The sequence below is a fragment of the Pseudomonas sp. GW821-FHT01A09 genome, from assembly GCF_058986725.1.
Genome location: NZ_JBYSWB010000020.1, coordinates 1 through 19784, shown reverse-complemented (window position 1 = coordinate 19784; position 19784 = coordinate 1). Strand labels below are relative to the sequence as shown.

At 63.5% G+C, this 19784-nt stretch carries 10 protein-coding genes and 2 pseudogenes; 4 read left to right on the top strand and 8 right to left on the bottom strand.

Features of this window, described 5'->3' with window-relative positions:
- Nucleotides 1-21 precede the first annotated feature (21 nt).
- Nucleotides 22-912 carry a LysR family transcriptional regulator gene (locus AC3WJP_RS20575; protein WP_493723485.1) on the top strand — a complete coding sequence of 297 codons (891 nt, stop codon included), beginning with the start codon at nt 22-24 and terminating at the stop codon, nt 910-912.
- Nucleotides 913-994: 82 nt separating this feature from the next.
- A complete protein-coding gene (locus AC3WJP_RS20570; protein WP_493723486.1) occupies nt 995-1765 on the top strand; it encodes a ParA family protein in 771 nt (256 codons plus the stop codon).
- 18 nt (nt 1766-1783) lie between these two features.
- On the opposite strand, the gene trxC is transcribed toward AC3WJP_RS20570, so the two are convergent.
- The 5 genes from trxC to putA all read right to left on the bottom strand — a co-directional run bounded on the left by trxC (nt 1784) and on the right by putA (nt 13277).
- On the bottom strand, nt 1784-2227 hold the full coding sequence (gene trxC, locus AC3WJP_RS20565; protein WP_493723487.1) for a thioredoxin TrxC: 444 nt from the start codon (nt 2225-2227) through the stop codon (nt 1784-1786).
- A gap of 86 nt (nt 2228-2313) precedes the next feature.
- Nucleotides 2314-3777, bottom strand: coding sequence for a protein adenylyltransferase SelO (gene selO, locus AC3WJP_RS20560; protein WP_493723488.1), 1464 nt, complete (start codon nt 3775-3777; stop codon nt 2314-2316).
- Nucleotides 3778-3918: 141 nt separating this feature from the next.
- The gene (gene mscK / locus AC3WJP_RS20555; protein ID WP_493723489.1) at nt 3919-7308 is read right to left on the bottom strand and encodes a mechanosensitive channel MscK; all 3390 of its coding nucleotides are present in this window, start codon (nt 7306-7308) and stop codon (nt 3919-3921) included.
- A 39-nt stretch (nt 7309-7347) separates the two neighbouring features.
- Nucleotides 7348-9090, bottom strand: a complete 1743-nt coding sequence (locus AC3WJP_RS20550; protein WP_493723490.1) for a potassium/proton antiporter — start codon at nt 9088-9090, stop codon at nt 7348-7350.
- 233 nt (nt 9091-9323) lie between these two features.
- A complete protein-coding gene (gene putA, locus AC3WJP_RS20545) occupies nt 9324-13277 on the bottom strand; it encodes a trifunctional transcriptional regulator/proline dehydrogenase/L-glutamate gamma-semialdehyde dehydrogenase (protein ID WP_493723491.1) in 3954 nt (1317 codons plus the stop codon).
- A 281-nt stretch (nt 13278-13558) separates the two neighbouring features.
- Here putA and putP point away from each other — a divergent pair, with 281 nt between their 5' ends.
- The gene (putP, locus tag AC3WJP_RS20540; protein ID WP_493723492.1) at nt 13559-15043 is read left to right on the top strand and encodes a sodium/proline symporter PutP; all 1485 of its coding nucleotides are present in this window, start codon (nt 13559-13561) and stop codon (nt 15041-15043) included.
- Between the two features lie 73 nt (nt 15044-15116).
- Nucleotides 15117-15953, top strand: coding sequence for a 23S rRNA (adenine(2030)-N(6))-methyltransferase RlmJ (locus AC3WJP_RS20535; RefSeq protein ID WP_493723493.1), 837 nt, complete (start codon nt 15117-15119; stop codon nt 15951-15953).
- 107 nt (nt 15954-16060) lie between these two features.
- Here the strand turns inward: AC3WJP_RS20535 and msrA are convergent, their stop codons facing one another.
- From msrA to AC3WJP_RS20520, 3 genes and pseudogenes are all read right to left on the bottom strand, one after another.
- A complete protein-coding gene (gene msrA / locus AC3WJP_RS20530) occupies nt 16061-16711 on the bottom strand; it encodes a peptide-methionine (S)-S-oxide reductase MsrA (RefSeq protein ID WP_493723494.1) in 651 nt (216 codons plus the stop codon).
- Nucleotides 16712-16786: 75 nt separating this feature from the next.
- Nucleotides 16787-17494, bottom strand: a pseudogene (locus AC3WJP_RS20525) (putative bifunctional diguanylate cyclase/phosphodiesterase); the annotation flags it as partial.
- 168 nt (nt 17495-17662) lie between these two features.
- A pseudogene (locus AC3WJP_RS20520) lies at nt 17663-19480 on the bottom strand (diguanylate cyclase domain-containing protein); the annotation flags it as partial.
- Between the last annotated feature and the right edge of the window lie 304 nt (nt 19481-19784).

Here is a 19784-nt window from a genome sequence, read left to right as displayed (position 1 = left end):
TAACGACTCGATAGGCTCGTCATGGAATTACGACATTTACGCTACTTCATCGCTGTCGCCGAAGAGCTGCATTTCGGTCGCGCGGCGTTGGCGCTGGGGATCTCTCAGCCGCCGCTGAGCCAGCAGATTCAGGCGCTGGAGCAGGAATTGGGCGCGCGGCTGTTCGAGCGCACTAATCGGCGGGTCGAGTTGAGTGAAGCCGGACGGTTGTTTCTGGACGAAGCGCGGCAGGTACTGGCCCAGGTCGACAAGGCAGCCGATGTCGCCCGTCGCGCGCAGTTGGGCCAGCTGGGCGAACTGAAAGTCGGCTTCACGACCTCGGCGCCGTTCAATTCCAGCATCCCCAGGGCGATCTATGCGTTCCGCCAGGCCTTCCCGGCGGTGCATCTCAATCTGGAAGAAATGAGCAGCAAGGAGGTGGCCGATTCGCTGGTGGACGGCTCCATCGATATCGGCCTGATGCGGCCGCTGCCGTTGCCCGACTCGCTCACCTCGGTGGAATTGTTCCGCGAGCCGCTGGTGGCCGTGCTCAACAGTGCCCACCCGCTGGTACCCGACAGCGGCTCCGGGCTGCACTTGGCGGACATGGCCAACGAGCCCTTCGTGTTCTTTCCTCGTGGCTACGGCAGCGGCCTGTACTCGCAGCTGCTCAACCTCGCCCGCGCCGCTGGCTTCAGCCCGCATATCGCTCAGGAGGCGGGGGCGGCCATGACTATCATTGGCCTGGTCTCCGCTGGCTTGGGGGTGTCGGTACTGCCGGCCTCCTTCCAATGGATGCGCATCGACGGCGTGGTCTACCGCCCGCTGCTCGATGCCGGCGCGGAATCAGCGGTGTGGCTGGTGCAACGCCGGGAAACGCCTTCGGCGATGGTCAGGGGGTTCGTGGAGTTGTTGCGGGCTGCGGCCGGTTGAGCGCGATCCGCCAATGCGAGGTAGCAAACATCCCCCCCACGCCACTACACTCGGACATTCCCTGAAACAAGGAGGTCTACCCATGCGTCGCGTGGTGTTCAATCAGAAAGGTGGCGTCGGCAAATCCAGCATCGCCTGCAACCTGGCGGCGGTGAGTGCGAGCGAGGGCTACCGTACGCTATTGATCGACCTCGATGCCCAGGCCAATTCGACCCAGTACCTCACCGGCCTGACCGGGGCCGACATCCCCATGGGCATCGCCGAGTTCTTCAAGAACACCTTGTCCAGCGGCTTGCTGACCAAGAAGAACGCGGTCGATATCTACGAGACGCCCTACGACAACCTCCACGTCATCACCGCCACCGCCGAGCTGGCGGACCTGCAGCCCAAGCTGGAGGCCAAGCACAAGATCAACAAGCTGCGCAAACTGCTCGACGATCTGGACGAAGACTACGACCGCATCTACATCGACACGCCACCGGCGTTGAATTTTTATGCAGTGTCGGCGCTGATCGCGGCGGATCGGGTTTTGATTCCCTTCGACTGCGACAGCTTCTCGCGCCACGCACTGTACGGCCTGCTGGAAGAGATCCAAGAGTTGAAGGATGACCACAACGAGGACCTCAGCGTCGAGGGCATCGTGGTCAACCAGTATCAGGCCCGGGCGAGCCTGCCGCAGCAGATGCTCGACGAGCTCATCGCCGAGGGCCTGCCGGTGCTGCCGGTGTACCTCAGCAGCTCTGTGAAGATGCGCGAGTCCCACGAAGCCAGCAGGCCGCTGATCCATCTGGACCCGCGACACAAGCTGACCCAGCAGTTCGTCGAGCTGCATCACCTGCTGGACGACAACTGACCACAGGCTGCGCTGCAGCTAGGACGCAGCGATGCCATGGCTTTTCAGCCAGGCCTGCAATTGGGCCAACGGCAACGCGCCGCTCTGGCGCGCCACCTCGCGGCCATCCTTGAACAGAATCAGGCTGGGGATCGAGCGAATCCCCAGTTGCGCCGACAGCTGCTGGTTGGCTTCGCTGTCCAGTTTGGCCAGTCGGCACTTGCCCGCGAGCTGCGCCGCCGCCTGCTCGAACACCGGTGCGAACGACTTGCACGGCCCGCACCAATCGGCCCAGACATCCACCAGCAGCGGCAAGTCGCCCTTGATCTGGCTGCTGTAGTCGCCTTGCTTGAGTTCGAACGGCTTGCTCGACAACACCGCCCGCTTGCACCGCCCGCACTTGGGCTGATCGCTCAAGCGCTCGGCGGGGATGCGGTTGAGGCCGTTGCAGTGGGGGCAGGGGATTATCAGAGGGTCGGACATGGTGGGGTTACCGGATAAGGGCAGATGTTGCCTATGTGGAGCCGCCGGGCTGGATTATCAAGGTGGGTCGTGAGTCGTGATCTACCTCAAGACGAACAACTGATCTCCAGATGCTTACCCCACTCCGGCGGACGTTCGGCGTACTGTTCCATGCCGGGCTGAGCGTCGAACGGGCGGGTCAGGACGGCGTGCAGTTGGCGCACCTCGGAGTAATCCCCGCGTTCGGCCGCGTCGATGGCTTTCTGCGCGAGGTAGTTGCGCAGCACATAGAGCGGGTTGACGGCATGCATGCGCGCCTGGCGTTCACTGTCGCTGCCCTGCGCTTCACGGCTGAGGCGTGCCAGATAGTCTTGCGCCCAGCCATCGAAACCGAGCATGTCGACGAAGTCATCGCGCAACGTCGCCACTGCCAGCTCGGCAGGCTGATCACCCAGGCGGCGGAAGAACAGGTTGTAGTCCACGCCGCTGTTCTGCATCAGGTTGAGCAGGCGCTCCACCAGCGCCATGTCGGCGTCTTCGGCACTGGTCAGGCCCAAGCGGCGGCGCATGCGGTCCAGATACTGGGCCTGATACAGCGGCAGAAACATCCCCAGCGCCTGACGCAGCGGTTCGAGCGCGATCAGCGGCGTCAGCGCCTGGGCCAGGGCGCTGAGGTTCCAGTGGGCGATCGGCACCTGATTGCTGAAGGAGTAGCGGCCTTCGTGATCGGAGTGGTTGCAGATGAAGTTGGCGTCGAAATCATCCAGAAACGCAAAGGGCCCGAAGTCGAAGGTGATGCCCAGGATCGACATGTTATCGGTGTTCATCACGCCATGGCAGAAGCCATAGGCCTGCCACAGAGCGATCAGCTCGGCGTTGCGCTCGACGATGGTGTTGAACATCGCCAGATACGGCTCGGGCTGCTCCAGGCATTCGGGGAAATGCAGGGCCAGCACGTGGTCGGCGAGGATCTTCTGCTGTTCCGGCTGCTTGGTGTAATAGAAGTATTCGAAGTGGCCGAAGCGCACGTGGCTAGGCGCCAGGCGCAGGACCATGGCGCCGCTCTCCTGGGTTTCGCGCCATACCGGGGTGTCGGAGCCGATCACGCACAGCGCGCGGCTGCTGGGGATGCCGAGGGCGTACAGGGCTTCGGAGGCGAGGAACTCGCGGATCGAGGAGCGCAACACCGCGCGGCCATCGCCCATGCGCGAGAAGGGCGTCTGCCCGGCACCCTTGAGGTGCAGGTCCCAGTGCTCGCCGGCGGCGTTGTACACCTCGCCGAGCAGCAGCCCGCGGCCGTCACCCAATTGCGGGTTGTAATGGCCGAACTGATGCCCGGAATAGATCATCGCCCGCGGCTCGGTCTCGGCCCACAGCTTGTGGCCGCTGAACACCTCGGCGAACAACGGCGTCTGCGCTTCGCTGGGGGCCAGATCCAGCAGTGCCATGGCGGCGTCGCTGGCCACCACCAGACGCGGTGAGTCCAGCGGTGCGGGCAGCACGTGGATCGAGAACACATCGCCCAGGCGGGCGAAGCGGTTGTCGAAAGTCAGTTCGTCGAGGGCTTTCACGGCCTTCTCCCAGTGCAATGAGTGCTCATTGTAAACACATCACCCTTGTAGCGAGGGGGCTTGCCCCCGAAAGACAGGTCAGCCACATCTCTGTCGCTGACACACTTATCGGGGGCAAGCCCCCTCGCTACAGGGTGGGTGTCAGTCCAGCTTGGACGGCGGCGGGTTCGGCGCCTCGATCGATTGCTGTGGCGTTGGCGGCTCGGGCTCATCGCTCTGGGGTTGCAAAGTGCCTGCGGGGCCGCCTTCGCCGGGTTTTTGCGGCACCAGCTTGTATTCCTCGCCCTGAGTGTTCTTCAGGTAGATCTCCATCTGTCGGAACGAGATGTTGATCTTCTGCGCCTTGAATTCCTTGTTGATGAACCGGTTGATCTCGTCGAGTACCGGGTTGCGGTCGCCGAGGTCGCGTACGTGCATGCGCAGTTCGTGGTCCAGGGTACTTTCACCGAAGTTGAGAAAGTACACGTGGGGCTGCGGGTCCTTGAGCACCCGCGGGTTGTCGGCTGCGGCCTTGAGCAGCAGGCTGCGCACCAGATCGAGGTCGGAGCCGTAGTCGACGCCCAGCTTGAGGGTCACGCGGGTGATGGTGTCGGTCAGCGACCAGTTGATCAACTGGCCAGTGATGAAGGTCTTGTTGGGGACGATGATGTCCTTGCGATCGAAATCGGTGATGGTGGTCGCGCGGATGCGGATCTTGCTGACCGTGCCCGATAGGTTGCCGATGGTGATGGTGTCGCCGATGCGCACCGGGCGCTCGAACAGGATCATGATGCCGGAAATGAAGTTGGCGAAGATTTCCTGCATGCCGAACCCGAGGCCCACCGACAGCGCCGCCACCAGCCATTGCAGCTTGTCCCAGCTGACCCCCAGGGTCGACAGCGCGGAGACGAAGCCGACGCCGGCGATCACATAGGACAGCAGCGTGGTGGTGGCATAGGCGCTGCCCTGGGCCAGATTCAACCGCGACAGCACCAGCACTTCCAGCAGGCCGGGCAGGTTGCCCGCGAGCACGAAGGTGATGCCGATGATCACCGCCGCGCCGATCATGTCGCCGAGGCTGATGGGCACCATGCTCATGGTGGCGCCGGTGCCGCTGGTGTATTCGTACAGGGTGATGTTGTCCAGGTACGAGAACACGCTGATCAGGTCCGACCACACCCAGTACAGCGCCGCGATAAAGCCACCGAGCAAGGCCAGGCGAATCAGACGCAGGGATTGCTGGTTGACCTGTTCGATGTCCAGGGTCGGCTCTTCGCCCACGCCTTCGCCATCGCCGTTGTCCTTTGCGGCTTGACGCTTGGCCAGCGCGCGGTTGTAGGCCAGGCGCCGCGCGGCGACGCTCAAGCCACGCACGAACGCCGCTTCGATCACCAGCCAGAGCATCAGCAGGTACAGGGTGTTGATCAGCCGGTCGGTGAGTTTGAGCGCGGTGTAGTAGTAGCCGAAGCACACCGCCAGGAATAGCGCGACGGGCAGGGCGGTGAAGGCCAGGCCCACGGCGCGGCGGAACAGCGAGGCGTTCTGGTGGGTCGGGCTGCCCAGCAACAGGCGGCCCAGCAAGCTGGCCATCAAGGCGTAGCAGGCCAGCACCACGAGGATGCCGATCACGTCTTCGGCCAGGGCCGAGGGTTGCAGCTCGGCCACGGCCACCACCGTCACCAGCGCCAGCACCACGAAGCCCAGCTTGCGCACCCATTTTTGCAGGAACTCGACCTGGCGCTTCTCCCAGCGGAAATGCAGCTCGGCCACGCCGGCGGGCGCTAGGATCCGGTAGGCGGTATAGAACACCAGCCAGGCCTGGGCGATCTGCAGCAGCGCCGAGCCGAGGCTGGCGTTCTGCCCGCGGGCGTCGATCTGCAAGGCCAGGCCGCACAAGCCGAAGGCCAGCGCCACGGGCAGGGCCAGGAGGATGTTGATCAACAGCGCCAGCGGCGTGTGCCACTGGTTGTCGCGTTTGAAGTGGCCGATGTCCTGATGCAGTTGCGTCAGCTTGCGGTACAGGTAGCCGCGACGCCACAGCAGCGCACCGATTACCAGCAGCAACGGCAGGAACAGCAGCGGCCGCTGCACCAGGCCTTCTTTCAGTTCACTGACGCTGGAGGCCCACGGCAGAGTCGCCACCTGCCGCACCAGACGCTTGGGCATGCCGGCGAACCAGTCGCCGTCCAGCGGCTTGTTGCTGGGGATCCAGAACATCTGCTCGTCGAGGGTCTTGCGCAGGCTCTGGGCGGTGCTGGTCAGCTGCTTCTGATTGAGTTGCAGGGTGATGGATTCGTTGAGCAGCGCGCTCAGTTCCCGGTTCAGGCGCTCCAGCAGGTCGCTGCGGGTCACGGCCAGATCGAGCAGGCCCTTGCGCAATTGTGGGGTGACGTCTTCTGGCGGCTGCGCGGCGATCAGGGTTTCGACATAGGCGGTCGGGCTGCTCAGGGCCTCGCGCTGCTGATTGACCTCGAACTGATAGAGGCGAATGTCGGCGATCTGGTCGGCCAGATTGCGATTGACCTTGAGATGCGGCAGCGCCTGTTTTTGCTTGTAGAGGATCTTGGACAGCAACAGGCTGCCCTGCAGCACGCTGATCTGCTCATCCAGCGCCTGGTCGGTCTGGGTGATGCTGTCGAGCTGCTGTTTGGTCTTGAGGTTTTCCTGGGTCAGCTCGTTGAGTTCGTCGGTGCTTTTGAGCAGGTAGTCGGAGAGCTTGACGTTGGTCGCGCTCTCGGTAGCCAGCACGCTGCTGCCGCCGGCCTTCTGCGCCTCGATGGACTGTTCGGTGACGGTCTTTTGCGACTGCGCCAGGCGCTTCTGGTTGATCAGCGTCTGCAGGTCCTGGATTTCCTGTTCGAGCAGGCCGGTCTTGGCCATCAGCAGGTCGTGCTGACTGTTGCCCAGATCCTGCAGCAGGGTGTTGCCGGCCAGTTCCTGACGGCGCAGCACAATCAGCGAGTTGATCGCAGCCAGCTCGGCGGTCAGCTCGTTGCGCTGATCGGCATTGATGGCCTTGCCGTTGTCGCGGCCGCTCTTGAGGATGCCGTTGATCTGCTGGATGCGGTTTTGCTTGTCGCTGATTTCGGTCTGCGCGCGCTCGGGTCGAGTCTGGGCGGCGATGGTCATGGAGTTGGCATCGGACAGGGCCTTTTGCAGGCTGCCTTGCTCGTTGCTGCGATCGGTCAGCAGTTGCTCGAGCTGGCTGACGCTCTGGCTGGCGTAGCGCTGATCCACCGGCACCACCTTGGTGGCCTTGATCCGTGCCAGTTCGCGCTGGTTGGCGGTAGTGTCCTTGGGCGCGTCGAGTAGTTGCTGCTTGAGGGCCACCAGTTGGCGCTGATTGTCTTCGTCGTTGGTGAGGAAGGTCAGGGTGCCTTGCAGTACTTCCTGCAGGGCCTTCTGGTCGGCATCGGCGAGCTTGCGGTCCGCCAGATGATCAAGGCTGTGCTGCACGGCGTCGCGGGACGGCGCATCGGCGGCGTGGACGGCAGAGGTCGCCAGGCACAGCCCCAACAGGGCTGTGGCGACTAAGGAGCGCAGGCTAGGCATAGGTAAAAAGTCGGGCAACTCGAAGATTGGATCGGCAGTTTAGAGGAACAGCCCGGGGCCCGGGCGACTTCCTTCGGGGAATCTGACGCCGACTTTGCCAATCTTGTTCCCGTCCATGACTGCAACCGTCCAGATGGTGCTGTTCCATTCGACATGGTCGCCGACCACCGGTGCGCCGCCGACTTTCTGGGCGATGAAGCGGCTGAGCGGCATGTGCGGATCCACGCCATCGAGTTGTAGGCCGTAGAGGGCCGATACCGCGCCCAGCTCGGCGTCGCCTTCGAGCACGAAGTCCCCGAAGAAGCGCAGGTCGAGGCCGCGTTGCGGGGCCTGGCTGAACAGTTTGCCCAGCGCGGGCAGGTTGTGCTCGTGGCCGATCACGCACAGCAGGTCGCCCACTTCCAGCACCGTACTACCGGACGGATGGAGCAATTGCTGGCCACGGAACAGCGCGGCGATCCGCGTACCCTCGGGCATTTTCAATTCGCGCAGGGCGGCGCCGATGCACCACTTCTCGGCGCCCAGGCGATAGACGAACAGCTCCCACTCGCTAGTGACATGGACTTCCAGCGCCGAACGGGAAATCGGCGCCGGGTCGGGCGGGACCGTGACTTTCAGCAGCTTGGCCACCCACGGCAGACTGGTGCCTTGCACCAGCAGCGACACCAGCACGATGAAGAACGCCAGGTTGAAATACAGCTGCGCATGGGGCAGGCCAGCCATCAGCGGGAACACCGCGAGAATGATCGGTACCGCGCCGCGCAGGCCGACCCAGGCGATAAAGCCCTTTTCCCGGCCATGGAAAGCCTTGAACGGCAGCAGGCCGACGAACACCGACAGCGGCCGTGCGAAGAGGATCATCCACAGCGCCAGGGCCAGCGCCGGGATGGCGATGGGCAGCAGGTCATGGGGGGTGACCAGCAGGCCCAGCACCAGGAACATGCCGATCTGCGCGAGCCAGGCCATGCCGTCGAGCATGTGCAGGATGCCGTGGCGGCTGCGGATCGGCTTGTTGCCCAGCACCAACCCGCACAGGTACACCGCCAGAAAGCCGCTGCCATGCAGAGCGTTGGTCAGGGCGAACACCACCAGGCCGCCGCTGATCACCAGGATCGGGTACAGGCCGTTGGCCAGATTGATGCGATTGACCAGTTGCAGCATCAGCCAGCCGCCGCCCAGGCCGATGGCCGCACCGATGCCGAACTCGCGTACCAGATGGATCAGCAGGCTCCAGTGCAGGCCGGTCTGGCCGCTGGCGAGCATGTCGATCAGGGTCACGGTGAGGAATACCGCCATGGGGTCGTTGCTGCCGGATTCGATTTCCAGGCTGGCGCTCACCCGTTCATTGAGGCCCTTGCCGCCCAGCAGGGAAAACACCGCCGCAGCATCGGTGGAGCCGACAATGGCACCGATCAGCAGGCCCTGGATGATGTTCAGGTCGAACAGCCAGGCCGCCATCATGCCCGTCAGCCCCGTGGTGATCAGCACGCCCACGGTGGCCAGCGACAAGGCCGGCCACAGCGCCACGCGGAAACTCGCCACCCGCGTGCGCAGGCCACCGTCGAGGAGGATCACCGCCAGCGCCAGGTTGCCGACCAAATAAGCCGTGGGGTAGTTATCGAAGATGATGCCGCCGCCATCGACCCCAGCCGACATGCCGACCGCGAGGATGATGACCAGAATGGGGATGCCCAGGCGCGACGACAGGGAGCTCACAAGAATGCTCGCACCTACCAGCAACGCGCCGATCAAGAACAGGCTGTTGATGGTGGTCGCATTCAAGGGCAGTACTCCAGTCCGAGGCAAAGCGTGCGTCATGCAGGCTACGTGCCAAGGATAATAACCTGTGTAATTGCATATATGTCAAAGGGCTACGGATAAAAGCCCTGTACCGGAATGCAGCGAGGGGGCCTGTGCCCGACAGGACCGGTCTGACACCACGAGGTGAGTCAGTCGGGAACTGTCGGGGGCAGGCCCCCTCGCTACTGGGTTGCGGTGGTTCAGCTGTTACAGGATCAGCCGATGGTCATCAGGCTGGCGTTGCCGCCAGCAGCCGCGGTGTTGACGCTCAAGGCTCGCTCGATCACCAGGCGCTCCAGGGCGATATTGCTTTCGCCTTGGGACAGCCCCTGCACACCGACGATGGCACCGGCGCGTTTGGCGATCTGCTGGCACACGCCGCGCAGTTGATCCGAATCACCGTGATGGATCACGGCGTCGAACGGCACGTCATCCTTGTTCCACTCCGCTACCAGGCGAATCTGCCCCTGTACGTCCTTCGGCAGGCGGTTGCGCACGGCTTTGCCCAGCTCGTTCTCGACCCACACCGCATGGCTGCCGACCGCCAGCGTCGCGGCCAGTTGCACCAGCAGGTCGGCTTCGGTTTCGGCCAGGCACAGCACCTGCTCACGGGGGAGGATGGTGTAGCTGTTGCGCTCGCCGGTCGGTCCGTTCAGCAGACGTGTGACACCGCTCTGCGATTGTTCGGCGAACTGCGCGCAGACATCGGCCAGTTCGGCATGCTGATTGCTCGTGGCCCAGGCCTGCAGGGCGCGCAACGGCTTGAGCTGGGTGTCACGCAAGCGCACATCGGGAGCGCTCGAGCCGTCCTGGCGTTGCAGCGAGGTGCTGATGGCGTCGGCCGGGCAGGTCGACAGCAGGCGGTACAGGTACAGTGGGCCACCGGCTTTCGGACCGGTGCCGGAGAGGCCCTCGCCACCGAACGGCTGCACGCCGACGACGGCACCGACGATGTTGCGGTTGACGTAGACGTTACCGGCGTTCACGTTGTCCAGCACCTTGGCGATGGTCTCATCGATGCGGGTATGCACACCGAGGGTCAAGCCGTAGCCCGAGGCATTGATCTGCTCGATCAGGCCGTCGAGGTCCTTGCGCTGGTAGCGCACCACGTGCAGCACCGGGCCGAAGATTTCACGCTGCAGCTCGTCGAAGCTTTCGAGCTCGATCAGCGTCGGCGTGACGTAGGTGCCGCGCTTGAGTTCGGCGCTGTCGGCGATCGCCATCTGGAACACGTTGCGGCCTTTGTCACGCATGGCCTGCACGTGCTTGTCGATGTTGGCCTTGGCCTCGGCGTCGATCACCGGGCCGATGTCCACGCTCAGGCGCTCCGGGTTGCCTAGCCGCGCTTCGGCCATGGCGCCCTTGAGCATTTCGATCACGCGGTCCGCCGAGTCTTCCTGCAGGCACAGCACGCGCAGGGCCGAGCAACGCTGACCGGCGCTGTCAAAGGCCGAGGACACCACGTCGATCACCACTTGCTCGGTGAGCGCCGACGAATCGACGATCATGGCGTTCTGGCCACCGGTTTCGGCGATCAGCGGGATCGGTCGGCCCTGGTTGTCCAGGCGCCCGGCAATGTTGCGTTGCAGCAGCCGTGCGACTTCGGTGGAACCGGTGAACATCACGCCTTTGACGCGCTCATCGCCCACCAGGCGGGCGCCGACGGTTTCGCCGCGGCCCGGCAGCAATTGCAGCACGCCCTCGGGGATGCCGGCTTCGAGCAGCAGGCGTACGGCCTGGGCGGCGACCAGTGGGGTCTGTTCGGCCGGCTTGGCCAATACCGGGTTGCCGGCAGCCAGTGCAGCGGCCACCTGACCGGTGAAGATTGCCAGCGGGAAGTTCCACGGGCTGATGCACACCACCGGGCCCAGTGGGCGGTGAGCGTCGTTGCTCAGGTCGTGGCGTGCCTGCACGGCGTAGTAGCGCAAGAAGTCCACAGCCTCGCGCACTTCGGCGATGGCGTTGGCGAAGGTCTTGCCGGCTTCGCGCGCCAGCAGGCCCATCAGCGGCTGGATCTCGGCTTCCATCAGGTCGGCGGCGCGCTCCAGCACGGCGGCGCGCTCGTCCGGCGGTGTCGCTTGCCAGATCGGGCCGTTGCCCAGGGCGCAGAGCAGGGCGTTGTCGACGTCTTCGATGGACGCTTCCTGCACATGCCCGACCACGTCGCGGTGATCGGACGGGTTCAGTAGCGGCGCTGGCGTTCCCTGGCTGACCGGGCAACCGAGCATCGGCGCGGCCTGCCAGTCGTTATGGGCGGTGGCCAACAGGGCGCTGGACAAGGAGGCCAGACGATGCTCGTTGGCCAGATCGATGCCGGCGGAGTTGTGGCGCTCGCCGCCGTACAGATCGACCGGCAGCGGGATGCGCGGGTGCGGCAGGCCGAAGCTGCCTTCCTGAGCAGCCATGCGCTCGATGCTGGTCACCGGATCGGCCACCAGTTCGTGGATCGAGATGGAGTGGTCGGCGATGCGGTTGACGAACGAGGTGTTGGCGCCGTTCTCCAGCAGGCGGCGTACCAGATAGGCCAGCAGTGTTTCGTGGGTACCGACTGGCGCATACACGCGGCATGGGCGGTTCAGCTTGCCATCGGCGACCTTGCCCACCACTTGCTCGTACAGCGGTTCGCCCATGCCGTGCAGGCACTGGAACTCGTACTGCCCAGGGTAATAATTCTGCCCGGCGATGTGGTAGATGGCGGCCAGGGTGTGGGCGTTGTGGGTGGCGAACTGCGGGTAGATGACTTCAGGCACCGACAGCAGTTTTTTCGCACAGGCGATGTAGGAAACGTCGGTGTACACCTTGCGGGTATAGACCGGATAGCCCTCCAGGCCTTCGACCTGGGCGCGCTTGATCTCGCTGTCCCAGTAGGCGCCCTTGACCAGGCGGATCATCAGGCGATGACGGCTGCGGCGAGCGAGGTCGATGACGTAGTCGATCACGTACGGGCAACGCTTCTGATAGGCCTGGATAACGAAGCCGATGCCGTTCCAGCCGGTCAACTGCGGCTCGAAGCACAGGCGCTCGAGCAGGTCGAGGGACAGCTCCAGGCGATCGGCTTCCTCGGCGTCGATGTTGAGGCCGATGTCGTATTGCTTGGCCAGCAGGGTCAGCGACAGCAGGCGCGGGTACAGCTCTTCCATGACGCGCTCGTACTGGGCGCGGCTGTAGCGCGGGTGCAGGGCCGAGAGCTTGATGGAAATGCCCGGGCCTTCGTAGATGCCGCGGCCGTGGGAGGCCTTGCCAATCGAGTGGATGGCTTGCTCGTAGGACGCCAGGTATTTTTGCGCGTCGTGCTCGGTGAGGGCTGCTTCACCCAGCATGTCGTAGGAATAGCGGAAGCCTTTGGCTTCAAAACGGGTGGCGTTGGCCAGGGCCTCGGCGATGGTTTCGCCGGTGACGAACTGCTCGCCCATCAGGCGCATGGCCATGTCCACGCCTTTGCGGATCATCGGCTCGCCGCTCTTGCCGATGATGCGGCTGAGCGAGGACGTCAGGCCGGATTCGTTGTGGGTCGAGACCAGCTTGCCGGTCAGCAGCAGGCCCCAGGTCGCGGCGTTGACGAACAGCGACGGGCTGTTGCCCAAGTGGGGCTGCCAATTGCCGTTGCTGATCTTGTCGCGGATCAGAGCATCGCGGGTGCCCTTGTCGGGAATCCGCAGCAGCGCTTCGGCCAGGCACATCAGGGCCACGCCTTCCTGGGACGACAGCGAGAATTCCTGCAGCAGACCCTGGACGATGCCGGCGCGGCCGCTGGCGCTCTTTTGATTGCGCAGTTTTTCGGCGATGCCGGCGGCGACCTTGTGGGTGGCCTCGGCCATGGCGGCGGGCAGGCGTGCCTGCTCCAGCAGCATCGGCACGACTTCTTGCTCGGGGCGACGGTAGGCGCCGGTGATGGCGGCCCGCAGGACCGACTGCGGGAGGATACTTTCAGCGAATTCGAGGAAGCACTGATGGCTGTGCTCGACCTGTACTTCGCCAGCATCGTCGCCGCTGGTACCACCCAGGCCGCTTAGCTCGTTGAGGGTTGCGCCTGCTTCGAGTTTCTCGAGGTAATTGAAGATCGCCTGTTTGATCAACCAATGCGGCGTGCGGTCGATCGACTGGGCTGCCGCCTTCAGTCGCTCACGGGTCGGGTCGTCGAGTTTGACCCCAAGGGTGGTCGTCGCCATTACAAATCCTCATCAAGGCCGCTGGACCCGCGGCATCAGGTGGGGTGCAGATTAGCTCGGCGCAAGGCTGGGTGCAACCGGGTGCAACCTGGTTTTTTTGAAAGGATTGGTAACACTGTCGTGGCATTCAAACGAATTTATATCGGTATGCTCTCCGGTGGTGCATTGCACCACCCGAATAGGCCGTATCGCCCTTAAACAGGGCGGTTTTCCTGCTGGTCGTCCTGGGTGCAACTCCGGTTGCACTTGGCGTCTCAGCCCATAACAAAAGGCATGTACACATGACTTTCGCCAATCCTACCTTGATCACTTTCGTGGTCTACATCGCAGCAATGGTACTCATCGGGCTGATCGCCTGGCACCGAACCCACAACCTCTCCGATTACATCCTTGGCGGTCGCAGTCTCGGCGCCTTCGTCACCGCACTGTCCGCCGGCGCGTCGGACATGAGTGGCTGGCTTTTGATGGGGCTGCCTGGGGCGGTCTACATGTCCGGGCTTTCCGAAGGTTGGATCGCTATCGGGCTGCTGGCAGGGGCTTATCTCAACTGGTTGTTCGTTGCCGGGCGGCTGCGCATGCAGACCGAACACAATGGCGATGCGCTGACCCTTCCGGACTATTTCAGCAGCCGTTTCGAAGATCGCAGCTCACTGCTGCGGGTCATCTCGGCAGTCGTGATCCTGGTGTTCTTCACTCTTTATTGCGCCTCTGGCATCGTCGCCGGGGCACGGTTGTTCGAAAGCACCTTCGCCATGCCTTATGAGCAGGCACTCTGGGCGGGTGCGGCCGCCACCATTCTCTATACGTTCATCGGTGGATTCCTGGCGGTCAGCTGGACCGATACGGTACAGGCGACGTTGATGATTTTCGTGCTGATCCTGACCCCGGTCATGGTGATGCTGGCGACCGGCGGTGCAGAGGCCTCCATGCTCGCTATCGAGACGCAATCGGCTGGGCATTTCGACATGCTGCGAGGGACCACTTTCGTTGGCATCGTATCGCTGCTGGGTTGGGGGCTGGGCTATTGCGGTCAGCCACACATCCTGGCGCGCTTCATGGCGGCCGATTCGGTCAAGTCGATCGCCACGGCCCGGCGCATTTCCATGACCTGGATGGCGTTGTGCCTCGGGGGCGCCGTCAGTGCGGGCTTTTTTGGCGTGGGTTACTTCGCCGCGCATCCGGAGTTGGCCGCGCCGGTGACTGCCAACCCTGAGCGGGTGTTCCTCGAGTTGGCGCAGTTGTTGTTCAACCCATGGATCGCGGGGGTGGTGCTTTCAGCGGTACTGGCGGCAGTGATGAGCACGCTGAGCTGTCAGTTGCTGGTGTGTTCCAGTGCGCTGACCGAGGATTTCTACAAGGCATTCCTGCGCAAGCATGCCTCGCAGCGGGAACTCGTCTGGGTCGGCCGGGGCATGGTGATGCTGGTGGCGCTGGTCGCGATCGCCATGGCGGCCAGTCCGGATAACCGGGTCTTGAGCCTGGTCAGTTATGCCTGGGCTGGCTTTGGCGCGGCTTTCGGTCCGGTGGTACTGCTTTCGGTACTATGGAAAGGCATGACCCGTAACGGGGCGCTGGCCGGGATTCTGACCGGGGCCATTACCGTGCTGGTCTGGAAGCAGTTCGGCTGGCTGGGCTTGTATGAGATTATTCCGGGCTTCCTGCTGGCCACCCTGGCTATCTGGTCGGTCAGTCGCCTGGGTTCACCTACGGCCAGCATGCTGGCGCGTTTCGAGTCCGCCGAAAATGCCTATCGTCAGCAGCGATAGCTAGCCGCCGGCCTCGCCGATTTTGGCGGCGGGACCGGCACAAGGTAAACTCCTGCGCATTGCAGGAGTTGCCATGAACTATCGTCACGCTTTCCACGCCGGCAACCACGCCGACGTCTTCAAACACCTTGTCCTTACCCGTCTGATTGCCTTGCTGTCGCGCAAGGAGCAGCCCTTTGCGTGCATCGATACCCACGCGGGGCTGGGGCTCTATGACTTGCGCGGCGACCAGGCGACCCGCACCGGCGAGTGGCTGCAGGGCATCGCCCGACTGTGGGAGGCGCAGGATGTGCCGCCCTTGGCTGCGGACTACCTGCGGGTGCTGCACGACATGAACCCGGATGGCGAGCTGCGCTACTACCCCGGCTCGCCCGAGTTGGCGCGGCGCCTGACGCGCCCGCAGGACCGCGTGCTGCTGAACGAAAAGCATCCCCAGGATGGTCAGCTGCTCAAGGACAACATGAAGGGTGACCGCCGCGTGGCGGTGCATCTGGGCGAAGGCTGGCATGTGCCGCGGGCGCTGCTGCCAGTGCCGGAGAAACGCGCCTTGATGCTGATCGATCCGCCGTTCGAGCAACTGGACGAGATGCAGCGCTGCGCCAAGGCGCTCAAGGAAGCCATTGCCCGCATGCGCCAGACGGTCGCCGCGATCTGGTACCCGGTCAAGGACCAGCGTGCGCTCAAGCGCTTCTACCAGGATCTGGCCGGCAGCGGTGCGCCGAAGTTGCTGCGGGTGGAGCTGCTGGTGCACCCGATCGAGACCGAGCAGAGCCTCAACGGCTCAGGGCTGGCGATCGCCAATCCGCCGTGGGGCCTGGAGGAGGAGTTGAACGAGCTGCTGCCGTGGCTGGCGCAGCTGCTCGGTCAGACCCAGGGTGGCTGGAAGATGGATTGGTTGATTGCCGAGTAACGGCTGACGATGCCTTCGCGGGCAAGCCTTGCTCCAACAGCACCCCTGTGGTCCTGTGGGAGCAAGGCTTGCCCGCGAAGGCGTCATCGGGTTGATACAGGTGCCGATCAGACCGCAGGTGGCATACACACGCCAGTCCCGCCCAGTCCGCAATACCCGCCCGGATTCTTGGCCAGATACTGCTGGTGATAGGCCTCGGCGTAGTAGAAGGTCGGCGCCAAAGCGATTTCAGTAGTGATAGCGCCCATTCCCGCCTCGGTCAACTGCGCCTGAAACACCTCTTCACTGGCCTTGGCCGCCTGCAGCTGCGCCTCGCTGGTGCAATAGATGGCCGAGCGATACTGAGTGCCGATGTCGTTACCCTGACGCATGCCCTGGGTCGGGTTGTGCGCTTCCCAGAACAGCTTCAGCAGCGTCTCGTAGCTGACCTGTTGCGGATCGAACGCTACCAGCACCACTTCACTGTGCCCGGTCAGGCCCGAGCAGGTTTCCTCATAGGTCGGGTTAGGCGTGTAGCCGCCTGCATAGCCGGCGGCGGTGCTCCACACCCCGGGCTCGTTCCACAGCCGACGTTCCGCCCCCCAGAAGCAGCCCAGGCCGAAGATCGCAGTTTCTAGCCCGGCCGGGAACTGCGTCAGTGAGTGGCCGTTGACGAAGTGTTCCAGCGGCACCGCCATGGGTGATTCGCGGCCCGGCAGCGCTTGCTTGCGCTCGGGCAGTTCGGTTTTATTGACCAGGATTTCCGAGCGCAAGACCATGGGTCTTCTCCTCTGCAGGGAATGGGAAGTGGCAACAAGGATAGACCGACAGTTTGCCCCGGTGTTGCGTGGCGGTCAGGCCGCTGGTCCGCGGGGGTAGCGTTTGAGGGCTTCGACCAGCGCGCTGCCGGGGATCGGCCGGTCGAACAGGTAGCCCTGGCCGACGTCGCAGCGGTGGCGGCGCAAAAACGCCAGCTGTTCGGCAGTCTCGATGCCTTCAGCCACGACCTTGAGCTTTAGGTTGTGGGCCATGGCGATCACCGCGGAGGTGATTTCCATGTCGTCCTGGTTGTCGGGGATTTCATGGATGAAGCTGCGATCGATCTTGATGATGTCGATCGGGAATTTCTTCAGGTAGCTCAGGGAAGAGTACCCGGTACCGAAGTCGTCCATGGCCAGCGTCAAGCCCAGGCTCTTCAGCTCGCCGAGCTGCAGGCGTGTTTCTTCGGTGGCTTCCAGCAGCAGGCCTTCGGTCAGCTCGAGCTCCAGCAGGTGCGGGGGCAGGGCTTCTTCTTCGAGAATGTGGCGAATCGACGACACCAGGTCCGGGTCGGAAAACTGCTTGGGCGACAGGTTGATCGCCACTTGCAGGGAGCCGATGCCGTTGGCGGTCAATTCCTTGCTCATGCGGCACGCCTGGCGCGCCACCCACTTGCCGATCGGGATGATCAGGCCGGTTTCTTCCGCCACGCTGATGAACTGATCCGGGCGGATCATGCCGCGTTCCGGATGATTCCAGCGCAGCAGGGCCTCGAGGCCGAGCAGACGGCCGCTGCGCAGGCACAGTTTTGGCTGGTAGAAGACTTCCAGCTCGTTCTGGGTCAGGGCGCGGCGCAGGTTGTTCTCGACGAACAGTTTGTAGGTGGCCTCGGCGTTCAGCGCTTCGGTAAACACCTGCACTTGATGCTTGCCGTTGGCTTTGGCCTTGTGCAGCGCCAGGCCGGCGTTCTTCATCAGCGTTTGCGGGTCGCGGCCATGCAGTGGCGCGCAGGCGAAGCCCACCGAGGCGGTGACATTGATCAACTGGTTGTCGACGAACATCGGCTTGTCGAGCGTGCGCAACACCTGCTGGGCGATCAATTGCCCGGCCTCGGGGTCGACATCGTCGAGCAGTACGGCGAATTCGTTACTGGCGAAGCGCGCCAGGCTGCCGCTGCTGCTCAGGCTGTTGCGCAGGCGCCGGGCAAGGCTGATCAGCAACTTGTCACCGGTCTGGTGGCCGAGGCTGTCGTTGATGCGCTTGAAGTTGTCGATGTCCACCAGCATCAGGCTGATCGGCGCGTCGCTGTTGCGGGCGAAGCGTTCGTCGAGGCTGCGGATGAACGCCGGGCGATTCCCCAGGTTGGTCAGGTTGTCGGTGTAGGCCAGGCGCTCGATGCGCTGCTGGGCCAGCTTGCTCTGGGTGATGTCTTCGTAGATGCCGATGTAGTGCGTCAGCTCGCGCTGATCGTTATAGACCTTGGAGATCGACAACTGGCCCCAGTAGGGTTCGAGGTTCTTGCGCCGGCTCTTGAATTCGCCCTGCCAGCTGTTGCTGTTGGCCAGGCTCGACGGCGCGTCGAACAGCAGCTCGCTGAGGTTTTCCAGCGCGGGCAGTTCCGCCAGCCGATGGCCGTGGACTTCATCGGGGCTGTACTGGGTGATGGCGGTGAAGCTGGGGTTGACGTACTCGACCACGCCTTCGCAATTGACTAGCAGGAAGGCGTTGGCGCTCTGCTCGACGGCGCGCTGGAACAGATGCAGGGCGCTGGTGGCGGCGCGGCGATTCTGGTTGTTGATGACCTGCGCGAACTGATCGGCCAGTTCGCCGGCAAAGGTGATTTCGTCCGCTTGCCAGGCCCGCGGTTTGCCTCGTTGTTGCAGGCAGAGCACGCCGACCACCTGGCCATCGACGCGGATTCCGGCGTCCAGCACCGCATGGATATCGCGGGCGCGCAGCCACTCGGACATCTCCGACATGCGCGGATCGGCCACGGCGTCGTGGGCATCGATGGCGCGGCTGCTGTGCAGGGCGTCGAGGTAGCTGGGGTAAGGGCGGGTGTCGATGGCCGCTTCGGTGTGATGGATCAAGGCATCGGCGTCGTAGGAAATCAGCGGTTCCAGGCGATTGCCTTCGAGCATCCACAGGCTGGCACACTCGACTTCGTAGATCTCGCAGGCACTGCGGGTAATCAGCTCGGCCGCTTCCAGCAGCGGATTGTGTGCGGTATAGCGCTGGCGAGCGAGGTTGAGGATCAGCTCTTGCTGCGCGCGCACGCGATCCAGGTGCTGCAACTGCTCGAGCTGCGCTTGCTGGTTGAGCTCCAAGGCCACTTGCAGCCGGTTGTTCTGGTTTTCCAGCTCGGCCGCCGAGCCTTGCGCCGCCGCATCGGCGACATCGTCTACCGCAAGCAGATAACCGCGCAGCAGTTGGCGATTGTGCTGTTTATAGGGTTCGCCCACTTCAAGCAGCTGCAGCGGGCCCTCGGCGGTGTGCAGGGTGTAGCGAATCAGGTAGTTGGACTGGGTGGTCAGTTGCTGTTGAATGACATCGTGCAGCTCGTAACGGGCCTCGGGCTCCATCAGGCTCGCGTAGGGCGAGCCAATCAACGCGCACAGCTCTGCCGCCGGTATACCGAAGGGGCGTTCGCAGTTGGGATCGAGATAAAGCAGGGCCCAGCTCGCCTCGTTCAGCCGTTCGAAGCGCAGCATGCCAAGGCGCGAGGGCACCGGCAGTTGCGTCACGACCTCGGCCACCATTCGGCTGGCGGCATCGGGTTGGCTTTTCATGGAGAGCTCACTTCAAGAGTTCAATCGCACGCGACCGGCAGGCCCGTGTTCTAGTGCGTCCAGCAAGATTGCATGATGCGGCTATGGCTGACAAGTAAAGCAATGGCTCTGTGCCTTCATCCTATCGGCAGTAAAGCATTTTTCTTCAACGCGGACTGTTTAAAAAGCGATAAGAGGTTGGATATTTTCGTATGTGAACGGTTTTATCGAGGCTTTGGGATCGGGGTGGTTCTGCTTTCGAGCCGGCCTTGGGGTCGCCGCCCCCACCATTGGCCCCTCGCTGGCGCGAGGGGTTCCCGCGTGG